Source organism: Arthrobacter sp. NPDC058097 (assembly GCF_042884885.1).
Taxonomy (GTDB): Bacteria; Actinomycetota; Actinomycetes; order Actinomycetales; family Micrococcaceae; genus Arthrobacter.
Window position 1 is genome coordinate 18,802 of the sequence record NZ_JBHVSZ010000012.1, and the last position, 14,430, is coordinate 33,231.

General features: G+C 63.8%; 15 protein-coding genes and 1 pseudogene. 8 read left to right on the plus strand and 8 right to left on the minus strand.

Annotated elements, in window-relative coordinates; all coding sequences use genetic code 11:
• The first annotated feature begins 166 nt into the window (after positions 1–166).
• Positions 167–1,117 (plus strand): cation diffusion facilitator family transporter, encoded by a 951-nt coding sequence (locus ACFVTE_RS19255; protein WP_387103128.1) that lies wholly within the window; start codon positions 167–169, stop codon positions 1,115–1,117.
• 163 nt (positions 1,118–1,280) lie between these two features.
• On the plus strand, positions 1,281–1,886 hold the full coding sequence (locus ACFVTE_RS19260; RefSeq protein ID WP_387103131.1) for a dihydrofolate reductase family protein: 606 nt from the start codon (positions 1,281–1,283) through the stop codon (positions 1,884–1,886).
• Positions 1,887–1,899: 13 nt separating this feature from the next.
• Here the strand turns inward: ACFVTE_RS19260 and ACFVTE_RS19265 are convergent, their stop codons facing one another.
• Complete coding sequence (locus ACFVTE_RS19265; protein ID WP_387103134.1) at positions 1,900–2,178, minus strand: hypothetical protein; 279 nt, start codon at positions 2,176–2,178, stop codon at positions 1,900–1,902.
• Positions 2,179–2,702: 524 nt separating this feature from the next.
• Here ACFVTE_RS19265 and ACFVTE_RS19270 point away from each other — a divergent pair.
• On the plus strand, positions 2,703–2,858 hold the full coding sequence (locus ACFVTE_RS19270; RefSeq protein WP_387103137.1) for a hypothetical protein: 156 nt from the start codon (positions 2,703–2,705) through the stop codon (positions 2,856–2,858).
• Positions 2,859–2,944: 86 nt separating this feature from the next.
• Here ACFVTE_RS19270 and ACFVTE_RS19275 read toward each other — a convergent pair whose 3' ends face one another.
• The 5 genes and pseudogenes from ACFVTE_RS19275 to ACFVTE_RS19295 all read right to left on the minus strand — a co-directional run bounded on the left by ACFVTE_RS19275 (position 2,945) and on the right by ACFVTE_RS19295 (position 8,054).
• Entirely contained in the window at positions 2,945–4,000 is a 1,056-nt protein-coding gene (locus ACFVTE_RS19275) for an LLM class flavin-dependent oxidoreductase (RefSeq protein ID WP_387103140.1), read from the minus strand.
• 146 nt (positions 4,001–4,146) lie between these two features.
• Positions 4,147–4,587 carry a CBS domain-containing protein gene (locus ACFVTE_RS19280; protein WP_387103142.1) on the minus strand — a complete coding sequence of 147 codons (441 nt, stop codon included), beginning with the start codon at positions 4,585–4,587 and terminating at the stop codon, positions 4,147–4,149.
• Between the two features lie 318 nt (positions 4,588–4,905).
• A complete protein-coding gene (locus tag ACFVTE_RS19285) occupies positions 4,906–6,147 on the minus strand; it encodes an NAD(P)/FAD-dependent oxidoreductase (protein WP_387103145.1) in 1,242 nt (413 codons plus the stop codon).
• 66 nt (positions 6,148–6,213) lie between these two features.
• Positions 6,214–7,147: pseudogene (locus tag ACFVTE_RS19290) on the minus strand (aldo/keto reductase).
• A 19-nt stretch (positions 7,148–7,166) separates the two neighbouring features.
• Entirely contained in the window at positions 7,167–8,054 is an 888-nt protein-coding gene (locus tag ACFVTE_RS19295; RefSeq protein ID WP_387103148.1) for an aldo/keto reductase, read from the minus strand.
• A gap of 102 nt (positions 8,055–8,156) precedes the next feature.
• On the opposite strand from ACFVTE_RS19295, the gene ACFVTE_RS19300 reads away from it, so the two are divergent.
• The gene (locus tag ACFVTE_RS19300) at positions 8,157–9,038 is read left to right on the plus strand and encodes a helix-turn-helix transcriptional regulator (RefSeq protein WP_387103150.1); all 882 of its coding nucleotides are present in this window, start codon (positions 8,157–8,159) and stop codon (positions 9,036–9,038) included.
• Positions 9,039–9,183: 145 nt separating this feature from the next.
• Positions 9,184–9,459, plus strand: a complete 276-nt coding sequence (locus ACFVTE_RS19305) for a hypothetical protein (protein ID WP_387103152.1) — start codon at positions 9,184–9,186, stop codon at positions 9,457–9,459.
• Positions 9,460–9,542: 83 nt separating this feature from the next.
• Here the strand turns inward: ACFVTE_RS19305 and ACFVTE_RS19310 are convergent, their stop codons facing one another.
• Positions 9,543–10,214, minus strand: a complete 672-nt coding sequence (locus tag ACFVTE_RS19310) for a hypothetical protein (RefSeq protein ID WP_387103155.1) — start codon at positions 10,212–10,214, stop codon at positions 9,543–9,545.
• A gap of 267 nt (positions 10,215–10,481) precedes the next feature.
• On the opposite strand from ACFVTE_RS19310, the gene ACFVTE_RS19315 reads away from it, so the two are divergent.
• The 3 genes from ACFVTE_RS19315 (at position 10,482) to ACFVTE_RS19325 (ending at position 13,789) form a co-directional block, all read left to right on the plus strand.
• Complete coding sequence (locus ACFVTE_RS19315) at positions 10,482–11,096, plus strand: carbonic anhydrase (RefSeq protein WP_387103157.1); 615 nt, start codon at positions 10,482–10,484, stop codon at positions 11,094–11,096.
• 300 nt (positions 11,097–11,396) lie between these two features.
• A complete protein-coding gene (locus ACFVTE_RS19320; RefSeq protein WP_387103160.1) occupies positions 11,397–13,217 on the plus strand; it encodes a glycoside hydrolase family 15 protein in 1,821 nt (606 codons plus the stop codon).
• Between the two features lie 209 nt (positions 13,218–13,426).
• Complete coding sequence (locus ACFVTE_RS19325) at positions 13,427–13,789, plus strand: cupin domain-containing protein (protein ID WP_354260328.1); 363 nt, start codon at positions 13,427–13,429, stop codon at positions 13,787–13,789.
• Positions 13,790–13,994: 205 nt separating this feature from the next.
• On the opposite strand, the gene ACFVTE_RS19330 is transcribed toward ACFVTE_RS19325, so the two are convergent.
• On the minus strand, positions 13,995–14,219 hold the full coding sequence (locus ACFVTE_RS19330) for a hypothetical protein (RefSeq protein WP_387103164.1): 225 nt from the start codon (positions 14,217–14,219) through the stop codon (positions 13,995–13,997).
• Between the last annotated feature and the right edge of the window lie 211 nt (positions 14,220–14,430).

A 14,430-nucleotide genomic window follows, 5' to 3' on the forward strand; every position in this document is an offset into this window, starting at 1 on the left:
CGAGCGGTCCTGGGGCACGGCCGGTTCGACTATGTCATCTCCATCGGCCTGCCCGCCCGCGCAGGCCTGCGAAGCTATGTGCCGGCGCTTCATCCCGCCGCCACTGGATCACCGGACCGTACGACCGCCAGAGCATCATTTCTCTCCGGTTGGGTACGGTATCTCCATGGCGGCATCCGATAAGCGACAAAAGCCCGGCTCCACACTGCTGACTGTCGTCATCGCCTTTACAGCGAACGCCCTTGTGGCGGCCGCCAAGTCGGTGGCGGCCGTCCTCACCGGATCTGCCTCAATGACCGCAGAAGCCGCGCACTCCTGGGCGGACACCGGCAATCAGGTGTTCCTCTTCATGGCGGAACGGCGCTCCCGACGCCCGCGGGACAAAAGCCATCCAATGGGCTACGGCCGGGAAGCATATGTCTGGTCGATGTTCGCCGCTTTCGGGCTCTTCACCGCAGGGGCGGTGGTGTCCATAATGCACGGCATCCAGCAGTTCATCGAACCGGAGCCCGCATCCGACTTCCTGGTGGCGTACGTGGTCCTGGCGGTGGCCTTCGTCCTCGAAGGTGCTTCGTTTGTCCAGGCTTTCCGCCAGACCCGCGAGGCAGCCCATGAGTTGGACCGGAACACCCTGGAGCAGGTCCTGATCAGTTCCGATCCCACCCTGCGCGCCGTGTTTGCGGAAGATGCTGCCGCGCTCGTCGGCCTGGTGATCGCATTTGGGGGCGTGTTTCTGCGCCAAGTCACCGGTTCGCCTCTGCCGGACGCCGTGGGCTCGATAATCGTGGGCGTTCTGCTGGCGGTTGTTGCCGTTGTGCTGATCGACCGCAACCGCCGGTTCCTGGTGGGCCAGGGCGTAACACCGGACATTGAACGTTCAATGTCCCGCCGGTTGCTCGAACACCGGGACATTGCCCGGCTTACCTACCTCCACATGGAGTTCGTCGGCCCGCGCAAGCTGTACCTCGTGGCGGCGGTGGACCTGCAGGGCGATCACCCGGAACACGAAGTAGCCGTTGTCCTGCGCAGGATCGAGAGTGAGCTGGAGGACCACGAAACCGTGGAGGAAGCCGTGCTGACGCTGGCGACTCCGGACGAAACCGCTTTGCGGTTCTAGGAAGCGTTGTTGATGACGAGGGCCGTGAAGATAGCCCCGGCCAGGGAGCTATGACCGCAAGGATGAGGAGCGGCGCGGCCGTCGGCGAGGATGCCCTCGCGTGCTATGCTCCCCACAATTCCACTCGAACGGATGCAAGTCGCTTTCACTCAGGAGGTTCGCTTTGCCTGACACCACCTGCCACATGTCGATCTCGCTGGACGGCTTCGTCGCCGGGCCAGACCAGAGCCGTGAGAACCCCCTGGGCAAGCGGGGGCGGGAGCTGCACGGCTGGCACATCGGCGACCCGCGAGCCAACGATGCCGACAAGCTCGCGAACGAATGGCTCATGCGCCCGCGGGGCGCTTATGTGATGGGCCGGAACATGTTCGGCCCGATCCGCGGGGAGTGGGATGAGGAATGGACCGGTTGGTGGGGCCCCGAACCGCCCTACCACGCGCCGGTGTTCGTGCTGACCCATCACGCACATGACCCCATCAGGATGGACGGCGGGACGACCTTCCACTTCGTCACGGACGGCTTCGATGCGGCCTACGCCGCAGCCCGCCAGGCCGCCGGTGACAAGGGCGTGGACATCGCCGGTGGGGCCTCGACCGTCCGCCAGGCACTGATCGCCGGCGTGATCGATGAACTAACGCTCGACATCGCACCGGTCCTGCTCGGTTCGGGCGAACGAATCTTCGACGGAGTTGAATCCTTCGGCTTCGAACCCGCCGAGGTACTTCACTCTCCGCTGACCACCCACATCCGCTATCGCCGGGTCCGCTAGCTTCGCAGGCTGACTAGAACGTCCCTACGAGGGCGTCAAATTGAGCTGCCAAGGAAAGCTGCTCGCTGTTGCGCGGGTTGAAAAGGGCCGGCTCGAGGCTAACCTTGGCCTCGGCCTCCGTCATCCGCTGCCCGTGCAGCGTCTCGTAAGGTTCGCTGTCCGAGTAGACCAGACGGCGGAGGCCGGTCATATTGAGTTCTTCGATGCAAGACGAGCAAATGGGCAAGTCGCGGATGTTGGCGTGACCCGGATTCGTCCAGCAGACGTCGCAGTAGATTGTTTCTTCAGGCATATCGGTTCCTAACTGTCGGCTGATGCGGGATTACGCATTCACCATGGGCCCGACGGGGAAGCGCTGGTGACCACAGGCCCGTGCCAAAGATCGCGCTCCCGGAGTTCAGGCCGGGGACTTGCGAGCAGAAGCTAAGCAACAGCTACGCCGAGGCATGCAGCCGCCAGGACCAAATCACATATTGATCTGCGGGTTGGGCTTCACCGAATCGAGGGCAGGCTTCTCACGGAAGTTCGGTATGACCATCGTCGGGTTGAACTCCTGTCACCAATTTTGCCAGTCCAGCACATCAGGGTTGGCATGGGGGGCCTGTGAGATTCGCCATTAGGCGGGACGCGTCAGCCGGGCAGCGATTTTGCCTATTCGTCCCGGCCCTCCCGCTAAACGCCCTCACCGCTGCGCCCACTGTTGGGTAGAAATGTTCGGGAGTGAAGCGGGCGCCCGTGCCGTAGCGAAGCGGCCTGTCTTTGACCGGCCGCTATTGTCATCGCGGCGGCTGCAGGAATTGCCGACACCCGGCCGGTGTGCGGAGACTCATCGGCAAGAGCCGCAGTGAATCGCTGGTGATGCTCGCAGCATTCCTGGGGATCACCGTATTGGGCGTCCTCCCGGGCATCGCCGTTGCCATCGGCCTGGCCATCCTGGATTTCAGCGGTTACGGCCCAGGTTCAGGCCCTTGATTCCGCTCAGACAATAGGAGGGAAAAGCATCCCCACCGGAACACACGGTGAACGAAACACCACTGAATGGTCTTAGGCCGCGCCGCCTACTTCAAGTCCTGCCCAACCGGGGCCGGAGTCCACCCCAGGGCGGGACCCAGCTTGCCGGCGATGTCGGTAAGGATCTGGACGTAATCGTCGTGGTCGAAGCTGAATGGCAGCGCGAACGCCACCTCGTCGACTTCCTGGAATCCTGCGTGCGCGTACAGCTGCCCGGCGATTTCATCGCTGGTGCCGATCAGATCCGGGGCGAACAGCATGCCCTTTGGCCCCTGCGGCGCCCGTGTGCGGGGAGTGCGTTCATCGACGTACCGCTGGTACTTCTCCCGCTGGCCCGGGGACGCTGAATCGGTCGGGATCACAACCAGCCCCTGCGAGACGCGGGCCGGTGCATGCGCTGGGGACGCGGCGGCGGCTTCGCGGAAAGCGCGAATCTGCGCTTGCTGAATATGGGCGAAGTCCGGTTCCTGATTCATTTCGGGAAAGACCACGCTGCTGGAGAGCAGATTGAAGCCGTTCGCCCCGGCCCACGCAGCCGACTTCCTGCTGGCTGCCCCGTACCAAAGGCGGTCCCGGAGCCCGGGGGAGTGCGGCTCGACGCGGTTGGAGTACTCCTCGACCACGCCTTGTTTGCCGGAAAAGTCCCGCACCGGTTCGCCCGCGATCAGACGGGCAAGCCGGTCCACGCGCGTGTAGCCGAAGTCCTCCACCTTGGAGGAATCCGGGTACAGCTCGTGCTTCACGGTGTCGTAGTGCATGGGTTCCCCCACGCTCAGCCCCGGGTTGATTCGTCCCCCGGCGAGCAGGTCCACAGTGGCCAGGTCCTCGGCCAGGCGAAGTGGGTTTTCCCAGCCCAGCGGGGTGACAGCGGTTCCAAGCTCGATCCGCGAGGTGCGCTGGCTGGCGGCGGCCATCATCGCGATGGGGGAGGAGATCCCGAACTGCAGATGGCGGTGGCGCAGCCATGCGCTGTCGAATCCGAGCCGCTCGCCAAGTTCGATGATCTGCAGAGTGGATTCATGTCCCGCTGCGGGATCCGCCGGATCGAAGAGGCCAATAGTGAGAAATCCAAGCTTGCGTAAGGGTCGTGAGGAGTCGGGCATGGGCTTCCTTCGGAATCGGGTACGGCTGATCCCCAGAATATGCTTCCGAACCCCGGCTGATTACCAACCATGTGTGTTGCCAAGGCGCAAAGTAGCGCCACGGGGGGGATTCCCGTGGCGCTGGGTGCTCATGAATGGGCTTATCTTTATGAGCCGCTCGGCTGCATTCGTGTGCGTTCGGAAATGTGCTCCACCAGTTCGCCCACACGGTCCTCTGAGTAGTTGCGTGCGATGTCGCCCTGGCTGATGATGCCAACCAGTTTGTGGTCAGCGATCACCGGGAGCCGCCGGACCTGGTACCTCTCCATCATTTCGATGGCCGCGTCAACGTTCGCGTCGGCGTCGATCCAGTAAGGCTTGCCCGTGGCGAGGTCGCGGGCCATCATCTCACGGGGATCGCGGCCTGCAGCCACGCACTTAAGCACAATGTCCCGGTCAGTGATCATGCCCTTCAACTTGCCGTCGTCGCCACAGATCGGCAACGATCCGCAGTCCAGATCCAGCATCATCCGTGCTGCATCTGCGAGGGACTGGTTCTCCTTTACGCACTGTGCATCCGTAGTCATGAATTCACGTACAGCACTCATTGGTCCTCCTTCATCGATTGGGGTATCGACGCAAGAGTCACCGGGCAGATGCGCCGATGGTGCCAGCCTACGCCGGGGCCAGTGCAGATGTCGACGGCGGTTCCGAACCCTTAAGGGACGGGTCCGTGGCTGGCTCTCCGCTGCACACCTGCCGGCCAGGGCGGTGTTGAAGGCAGTTCTGTTGGGCGGCTCCTTGAACCATTCACCGAGCTGCTCGTCACGGAGCCACTGAAGTAGGGACAGCAGCTCGCCTGCCTCGCCGTTCAGGGCCATGGTCAGGTTCTTGGGCGTGTGGAACTGCTGCCGTCGGGCAGGCGCCTAGTCGGCGCTGCCGACGACGACGTGTGACGGGCTGTGTGTGACGTATCCAGTGAGCCAGGAGGAGAGGGCCCGGATTTTCTGTTGGGTGCCGGGGAGCAGTGCAAGGTGAACCCCAAGCCACGCGAGGAACGCCAGCGGTCCCTGGAGCTGGATGCGTTTGCGGCCGAGTTCGGCGACTGCTGCGCCACGGCCGACCATGGCCATGTAGCCCTTGTCCCAGTAGGCGAAGGGCTGCCGCGTGCCGCCTGTCAGGTCAGCGTGGATGTTGCGGGCCGCCCATTTCCCGGACTGTTCGGCGACTGAGCCAAGCTGGGGCAGTTTGGCGCCGGTGGCATCCGTGATGTTGGCCGAGTCACCCAGGACGTAGATGCCCTCGGCGCCGGGCGCGGTCAGGTCCGGAAGCACATCGATGCGTCCGCCCTTCCCTTGTGGCAAGCCGGATTCGGCAATGACTTTTCCGGCCTTCAGCCCACCTGCCCACACGACGACCTGCCCAGGAATGGTGGTCCCGTCCGCCAGGGTCACGCCGTCGGCTCGGACCTCCGTAACCCCCTGGCCCATGTGCAGCTGAACGCCGAGCTTTATCAGCCGGTCACGGGTGTACGCCTGCGACTTGGCTGAGAAGGGCATGAGCACGTTCGGCAGCATGTCCACAAGATGGACTCTGCACCGCGCTGCCAGCGCGGGCGAAAAGTACTTTGGAACCAGGTACTTAATGTTCTCGGAGAGGGCACCGGCTGTCTCGACCCCGGTGGGGCCGCCGCCGACCACTACCACCTCTGCCCGGTCGGAGTTCGCACGGTCCGCATGTTCCAGGGCTGTCGTGAGGGCAGTGCTCAGGCGGGTGGCGTCCGCCACCGAGTACAGCGGATAGGCATGTTCTTCGGCGCCGGGAGTGTTGAAGAAGTTCGGTACCGCACCCGCTGCAATGACCAGGATCTTCGCCTGGTAGCGAGAGCCGTCGACGGTGGTGACGGTGCGGGTAGCGGAATCGATTGCCGTCACCTCCGCAGTGAGGACCCGGACAGTTTTGGTGCCGCGGAACACCGACCGCAGCGGCCGGGCCACAGCGGACACGCCGATCTGCGAAGCCGCCACCTGGTAGAGGAGGGGCTGGAACTGGTGGTAGTTGTTCGCGTCAATGAGGAGTACCTGGATGCCTTTGCGCCCGAGCTGCTCAGCTGCTGTCATGCCGGCGAACCCGCCGCCGACCACGATCACCTGATATGTATCGTCCATGCGTGCAACATACCCTGCCGGGCAACAGTGCAACAGGGCAGGATGTCGGTTCTGGACCATCCATCCTTAAGGGTTCCGCCGCCGCGCCTGTGCAGGGAGCTCGTGGGCCCCGTAGCTGTTGTCCTCGGGGTTGACGGTCACGCCGGGTGCTGTGATCTTGTCGATGCGGTCCAGCACGTCGGCGGACAGGGCGATGCCGGCCGCCGGAAGGTAGGACTCCAGCTGCTCCATGGTCCGGGGTCCGACGATCGCGGAGGTGACGCCCGGATGGTTGATGACAAAGGAGATCGCCAGCTCGATGAGGCTGAGCCCCGCCTGCTCGGCGAGCCGGGCGAGTTCCTCGACGATGTCGAGCTTGCGCTGGTTGGCGGGGCTGGTCATGTCGAGCTTGCGCTGGTTGGCGGGGCTGGTCATGTCGAAGCGGGCGCTGGGGCGGGCCGACGACGTCGGCGCGGACGCGGAGTCTTTCCGCCAGCGCCCGGACAGCCAGCCGCCGCCGAGCGGGCTGTAGGTGAGGGTGCCCATGCCGTGGCGCTGCACTGTGGGGAGGATGTCTTCCTCGATGCCGCGGACCAGGATCGAGTACGGCGGCTGCTCGGTGACGAACCGTTCCATGTTGCGTTCCCGGGACGCCCACTGGGCTTCCACGATTTGCGATCCGGAGTACGACGACGAGCCGATGTACCGCACTTTTCCTTGGCGGACGAGGTCGGTGAGCGCGCCGAGGGTCTCCTCGACGTCGTTGTCCGGACTGGGCCGGTGGACCTGGTAGAGGTCGATGTAGTCGGTGTTCAGCCGGCGCTTCCCCGACAATTTCCTCGGACACCCCGCCTGAGTAGACGTCGGCGGTGTCGATGAAGTTGATGCCGGCGTCGAGGGCACGGTGGATAATGCGGGTGCTGTCGGCGCGGTCGTCGTTGCCCCAGGGGCCGAACATCATCGCGCCGAGGCACAAGGGAGTGACCTGCACACCGGTGCGGCCAAGGGAACGGTATTCCATGCTGGTTCCTTCTCTCTGTTTAGGCTTCGGGGATGACCATGGCGAAGCGCTCCTCGCGGGCTTCGTCCGGATCGGGACCGTTGCGCACGCCGGCGTCGAGGGTGTCGATGGCGTCGAGCTCCTGCGTGCTGAGCTCGAAGTCGAAGACGTCGAAGTTTTCGGCGATTCGTTCCGGGTTGGTCGATTTGGGGATGGCTGAGCGGCCCTGCTGCAGGTGCCAGCGCAGCATGACCTGGGCCGCGCTCTTGCCGTGTGCTTCCCCGATGGCGGCGATCTCCGGGTCTTCCATCACGTTTCGGCGGTTCTCGCCCCAGCCGGGGTAGAAGGTGATGCCGCCGATCGGCGACCAGGCCTGGGTGAGGATGCCGTTTTCGGCGTTGGCGGCCTGGACGTCCTGCTGGGTGAAGTACGGGTGCAGTTCGATCTGGTTCACCGCCGGGACCACATCGGTTGCGGCGAGCAGCTGCTCCAGGTGGTGCGGCATGAAGTTGCTGACACCGATCGCCCGGACGCGCCCGTCGCCGAGCAGGGTCTCCAGCGCCTTGTAGGCGGCGATGGTCTTCCCGAACCGGTCGGGTGCGGGCTGGTGCAGGATGAACAGGTCGAGATAGTCGACGCCGAGTTTGGCGGCCGCTTTCTGCCAGGCGTGCAGCGTTTGGTCGTAGCCATAATCGCTCACCCAGACCTTGGTCTCGATGAACACCTCAGGACGGTCGACGCCGGACCGGCGGATGCCTTCGCCGACCTCCCGTTCGTTGCCGTACGCTGCGGCGGTGTCGATGTGCCGGTAGCCGGCCGCGAGCGCGGCCTCGACTGCCGCCGTCGTTTCCTTCGGCGGGGTCTGGAAGACACCGAGTCCAAGGGCGGGCATCGTGATGCCGTTGTTAAGGTTGAGTTCCGGTTTCATGCTTTCAATGCAACCGTGATCTGCGCGCGGCCGGGAGTTCCTGCTGTTCCAAGTAATGGCAGTGCCTCCCGCGCGCATCGGCCGCCGCGTAGCGTTGGTGCCATGACACACAGCGACGACGTGCGGAAGTTCCTGACCTCCCGCCGTGCCCGGATCACGCCCGAGCAGGCCGGCCTTCCCGCCTACGGCGGCAACCGACGCGTCGCGGGCCTGCGCCGCGAGGAAGTTGCGCTGCTCGCCGGGATGAGCATCGACTACTACATACGCCTGGAGCGCGGAAACCTCTCCGGCGCGTCGGACAGCGTCATCGAGGCACTCGCCCGGGCGTTGAAGCTCGACGACGCCGAAACGGCTCACCTTTTCGACCTCGCCCGTGCCGCCACCGCATCCCCCCGCGTGCGGCGCAGGAGCAGCCCGCAGACAGTCCGGCCCAGCCTGCAGCGCGTTCTCGACGCGATCACCACGGCCCCCGCCTGGGTCCGCAACGACCGCGGGGACGTCCTGGCCTCCAACGAGCTCGGAAGCGCTCTCTATATGGACCTGATGGCCGAGCAGGTCACCCCGCCGAACAGCGCCCGGTTCACCTTCCTGAACCCAAAGGCGCGGGAATTCTTTGCCGACTGGGAACGGAGTGCGGACGACATCGTCGCTGTCCTGAGGTCCACAGCCGGGAAGAACCCCTACGACAAGGACCTCACAGACCTGATCGGTGAGCTCTCCACACGCAGCGAGGAGTTCCGCACCCGGTGGGCCAGGCACGACGTGAAGTACCACCGCACCGGCCGCAAACGGCTCCACCACCCGGTCGTCGGGGATCTGGACCTGAGCTTCGAAGCACTCGAGCTCCCCGCTGATCCGGGGCTGCGGATCAACGTGTACACGGTCGAGCCCGGGACCCCGTCCGAGGATGCGCTGAAGGTCCTGGCCAGCTGGGTCGCGACCCAACGGGCCACGGCAGAAGTGCCCGTCCAGCAGAAGAAGTGAACGACGCACCTCCCCAGCGCTGATCGTCGGCGCTGCCCGGACCGTGACCTTGGACTCCTATCCGCCCGGACAGGAATAACAGTGTCCCCAAGAACCTTGCAGCAAACGGGCTCCGACCACCGGCTGCCCCGTGAAAGGACCACATTTGCCTACCGCTTTCATCCCGTTCACCATGTGCGCCACAGTCGGCGACGACCGCTCGCGCTCCTTCCGCACCGACTTGGAACGCCTTACCTCCAGCCACCGCAGTTGGGCGCCGTTGGACGTAGTGAAGTCCACCAACACCAAGGCGCTTCTCCGCGGAGCCATCCCGCAAAGCGATCACACCGCCACGGACGCGAGTCTTGCCCGTTACCTCCAGGACCGCCTTGTGGCCGATGTGGACATCCACCTGGATCTCGTGGTCAGCATCCAGCGCTAACTGAATCTCGGAAAAGCCCCGGACCGTGCGAGTCCGGGGCTTTTGTGTGCACTCGCAGGAGCCGGTGCACAGCAAGGGCCGCCTCAGGCGTAGGTCAGGCTTACCAGCAGCGCCTTGAGTTGGACGTATTGTTCTGTTGCCATCCACGCCCTGGCCACGCCCCCGTTCCGGAAGCCCGGGTCGGTGAAAACAACACGCGTGCTCAAGCCGCCGTTACCCGTTGGCACGAGATTGCACCATGATGCGACGTGCTCGCCTTCCTCCAGCGACCGGGGATCGGTCAGCCCCATGACGTAGGCAACGTCATTACCGTTTCCATAGCTTTCCGCGGCGAACCCGAAAACGGGCTCCGTCCCGTCCGGTGCGGTCATTCCCGGAACGGCCGCCTGGTCGAGCACACGACGCGACACGGGACCACCGGCACAACCGGAGGTGAAACCATTGCCAAGGGAGAGCAGATCGTTGCCGGCATCGTCAGTGACGATCGCTTCCACACCGGGAATGCCGGCAGGGGGGAGCACGGTCCGCACCGTCCACGACGCCGGATAGGCGAACGAGATGTGTCCGTCGGGAAAGGTGTAGGTCTTCAGTTTCGGATCTGCATGCTTCTTCGATAAGGCTGCAACCACTGACACGGGCGCCTCATTGACGGCAGGATTGCCTCCTGCCGGTGACCCGCATCCGCCAAGCACGAGGTTGGCGGCGAAACCCGCCATGATGACGGCCGCAAAGAAGCCGCTGCGCTGTGCATTCATTTTCTGTACCCCCGGTATCTGTGACGGCGGGCTGAACTGCCCGCTCGACAATTAGGTTTCCGGAACCTCGCCGGGAGTTACCGAAGAAGAAGGAAATTCGACCGAGGCGCCGGGCCGGACAGGTCCCTGGGGGCCTTGGGCCCGGCGCAGTGGAGCAGCCTGTCGTCCGTGACGGCGATGTGCACACCCCGTTTGGCATCGGACCGCACGTACCGCCGTTTGAATGGCCGGCTCTATGTGAGCCGTGACGCCCGTAAAGTAGGCAGGGTGAGCAACAGGATCAGCCCATACGACGCATGGCAACGCCTGCTGGAAGGTAATGAGCGCTTCGTCGCGGGGGATTCGAAGCATCCGAACCAGAACGCCTCCCGGCGCAGCGAACTGGTGCACACCCAAAATCCGTTCGCCGTCATCTTCGGCTGCGCGGACTCCCGTCTCGCCGCGGAGATCATTTTCGACGTCGGCCTTGGCGACGTTTTCGTCGTGCGGACGGCCGGGCATGTCATCGATGACGCCGTTCTCGGCTCGCTGGAATACGCCGTCTCGGTGCTCCATGTACCGCTGATCGTTGTCCTCGGACACGACAACTGTGGCGCTGTCACGGCCGCGAAAGAAGCGGTGGAAACGGCAGAAGTGCCACACGGCCACATCCGCGACCTGGTGGAACGGATCACACCGTCGGTGCTGAGCTCGCTTCATGAGCACAAGACCGACATCAACGACATGGTGGTCGAGCACGCCAAGCAGACGGTGCGCCGGCTGATGGACAGTTCACGGATGATCTACGATGCCGTTGACAACTACGCCACTGCGGTTGTCGGTGTCGCGTACCGGCTCGAAGAAGGCCGTGCGCAGCTCGTATCCACGTCGGGCGTCCTCTAAAAGCCTGCGATTCCCACATACCCGCCCAGCCAGCTGCCAAGGCCGTCAGTCCAACGAATTTTCGCGGCCAGGCAGTTGAGCACAAGCGGTCAGGGCTTTTCGGCCTGGCCCACCGGTGGTCATTCGTGCTTGTTGATGCTTTGGGGCAGGAACGACGGGTGGACCTAAAGAATTTCGTCCGTGCCCCATGAACCGGTTAGTAGGGGAGTAGACACATGTTCCTGGGCGCCTGCTTGCCGCTGCCGCAAATTTTCTGCATGCGGCCTAACGTGGACAAGTCAGTTGTGATTTAGTAAAGCCATGGCTGCTCCCATTGAGGACTATGCGCTGCTGTCGGATCTGCAAACCGGACCCCTGATCTCCAGAGAGGGGAGCATTGACTGGCTTTGCTTCCCTCGGTTCGACTCGCCGTCGTTATTCACTTCCCTGCTTGGAGTCGAAAGCCATGGTCGCTGGCTCCTGGCTCCCCGCCAATCCGGCGCAGCCGTGGTGGAGCGGCACTACGTCGACTCAACATTTGTGTTGGAAACGGTCTGGAAGACGCCCACAGGACTGGCCCAGGTCACGGACTTCATGCCGGTGGGGCACACGGGTTCGTCGATTCTGCGTCGGGTCACGGGCCTGGAGGGACGGGTCGAGATGTGCCAGGAACTCATCATCCGTCCGCGGTACGGCACGGTGGTGCCCTGGTCCAGGCGAATCCAGGACGGCGCAGCACCCGGCGGAATGGTGCTTCTGGCCATGGCCGGCCCGGACGCCGTAGCGCTTCGGGCACAGCACCTGCCTGAGGCCCACGCGCATGGGCACTCGGGTGAATTCGATGTAGCGCAGGGGGAGGTGGTCGACTTTGAACTGACATGGTTTCCTTCACACCGGCCTGTCCCTCCGGCGGTGGACGTCGACGCCGCACTTGAACAGTCCGTCGATTACTGGACACGGTGGGGCAGCCACTGCCGTTCCGACGGTCCTTACGGTGGCGCGGTGAAGCGTTCTCTGTTGGTGCTGAGGGCGCTGACAAATTATGAGACCGGTGGCATCGTTGCTGCGCCCACGACTTCCTTGCCGGAGGAGTTCGGCGGTCCGCGGAACTGGGACTATCGCTTCTGCTGGTTGCGTGACGCTGCCCTGACGCTGGAGTCGATGCTGACCCACGGCTATGAAACCGAAGCCCTCCAGTGGCGTAACTGGCTGCTGCGGGCCCTCGCCGGCGAACCGGAAGACCTGCAGATCATGTATGGCATCGGCGGGGAACGGGACTTGCCAGAGAGTGTCCTGGACCATCTGCCCGGTTACCAGAACTCACGGCCCGTGCGCATTGGTAACGCTGCGGTCGCCCAGTTCCAGGCCGACGTCGTGGGTGAAGTGATGGTGGCCCTTGAAAGACTCCGCCTGGCCGGCGGCAAGGAGGACCACTTCTCCTGGGCGCTGCAGCAAATCCTGCTCGGCTACGTTGAGAAGCACATCGAGGACAAAGACTTTGGCCTCTGGGAAATGCGGGGCGACCCGCAGTTCTTTACACACTCACGGGTGATGATGTGGGCTGCCTTCGACTGCGGAATACGCGCGGTCCGGAACCATGGGCTGGACGGACCTGCAGATCACTGGGAACAGCTTCGCGAGAGGCTACGGGCCGAGATTCTGCGGGAAGGGTTCGATCCGGATCTCAATTCCTTCACGCAGACCTACGGCGGGGGACAGACGGACGCGGCCCTGCTCGTCATGCCCCAGATCGGGTTTCTTCCCTACGACGACGAGCGAATGCTGGGCACTGTTGCGCGATTGGAGGAGGAACTCCTCACCGACGACGGTCTGCTGTTGCGGTACCGTACCGAGACCGGCGTCGACGGACTGGACCCAGGGGAGCACCCGTTCCTCGCATGTTCCTTTTGGCTGGTTGAGCAGTACGCGCGCACGGGCCGCAAGTTCGAAGCGAGGACCCTCATGGACAAGCTGGTGGGCTTCTCCAATGAACTCGGCCTGCTGAGCGAGGAGTACGCCACGAAGGCGGACCGGATGGCCGGCAATTTCCCGCAGGCGTTCTCTCACCTGGCGCTGGTCCGGGCAGCGGATGCCATGCACGGCGTGGACCTCCTTAGCCTGGCTACCGAAGCCAAAGTTTGACTGCCTTGCCGGTCTCCCTGGAAAAACCCGGGTATGTCGGGCCGATACCTGACCAGTCCTAAAGGGTAGCTAAAACCATCCAGAATAGGTGTTTTATCTGCGTCTCGACCCGCGAATGATGGAGTCAGGCCCACCCCTCCGGGAGGGGTTGAAGTCGACCATCACTTCGCCGTTGCCGACACGGCGAGTACTGCAGAAAGGCAGATCCCATGAGCAAAACCTTCCAGCCCACCGAACTTTTCCAGGGGAAACTCGACGAAGCCCCGCTCGGCCCTCCGCTGGCCGAGGTGCTGGGCGACGAGATTCAGACGCGAATCGCCGTTCCCTTTACCAGCGACGACTCCCGCATCCTCTCCGGAGTCTGGGAAGCGGAACCGGGCCTCTCCCGCTGGGAGTTCCTGGAGCGCGGTGAGGTCATTCATGTCCTTGAAGGACGCATGGTCGTCACCGAGGACGGCGGGCAACCGGTCACCCTGGAAGCCGGAACTGCCGGCTTTTTCCCCATCGGATGGCAGGGAACCTGGGAGATCCAGGAACGGATCCGCAAGTTCTTTGTGATCTTCAATTCCTAAGTGCTCCCGATGAAGGGTCGGTGCACACGCCGGGCCTGACGACAGGTTTTGATCGTGAGCGGGCTCCCCATCGGGGCAGTGGTTACCGGATCTTCTGCGTCTCTCAACCGCGGGGACTAAGCGAGGCATTCGGACATTCGGTAGCTACTGCCACCCTGCGGAGCCCCTTCACCTTGTAGATGCCGATGCAGACGCCCGCAGGCGGTCAGTGCAGAATGGCGCTGATCTCCGCGCGGACCAGCCGCTCCGCCAGTTCGCCAAGGTCCAGGTTCAGGACGGCCTTGAGGGCGCGTGCCATGTTGGGTGCCGCGGCAAGGAACTCGGCCAGGCCGGGATCGGATTCCAGCTCCTGGCCAAGCTTTTCCCTGACGTCATCGGCGGTCCAGTGGCTGTCGGTATGCTGACTGGTGAGTACAGTCCTGGTGTTCATGGCCCTGCCCTTCCTTCGTCTGGTGCATTGGCTTTGCCATAAGAGACTTTGCCGGGCGGGGCTCAAGAATCGGTCAGGCAACGGGCCAGATTTGGACAGGTTTCGGCCAAGTTTTGCTAAAGGTCGTGACGTCGGTCACCCGGGGAAGCGGGACTAATTCGGCGGCCGGCGCAGTTAAGCCCAAAGGGTTGGGGGCTGGAACTTGGGACCG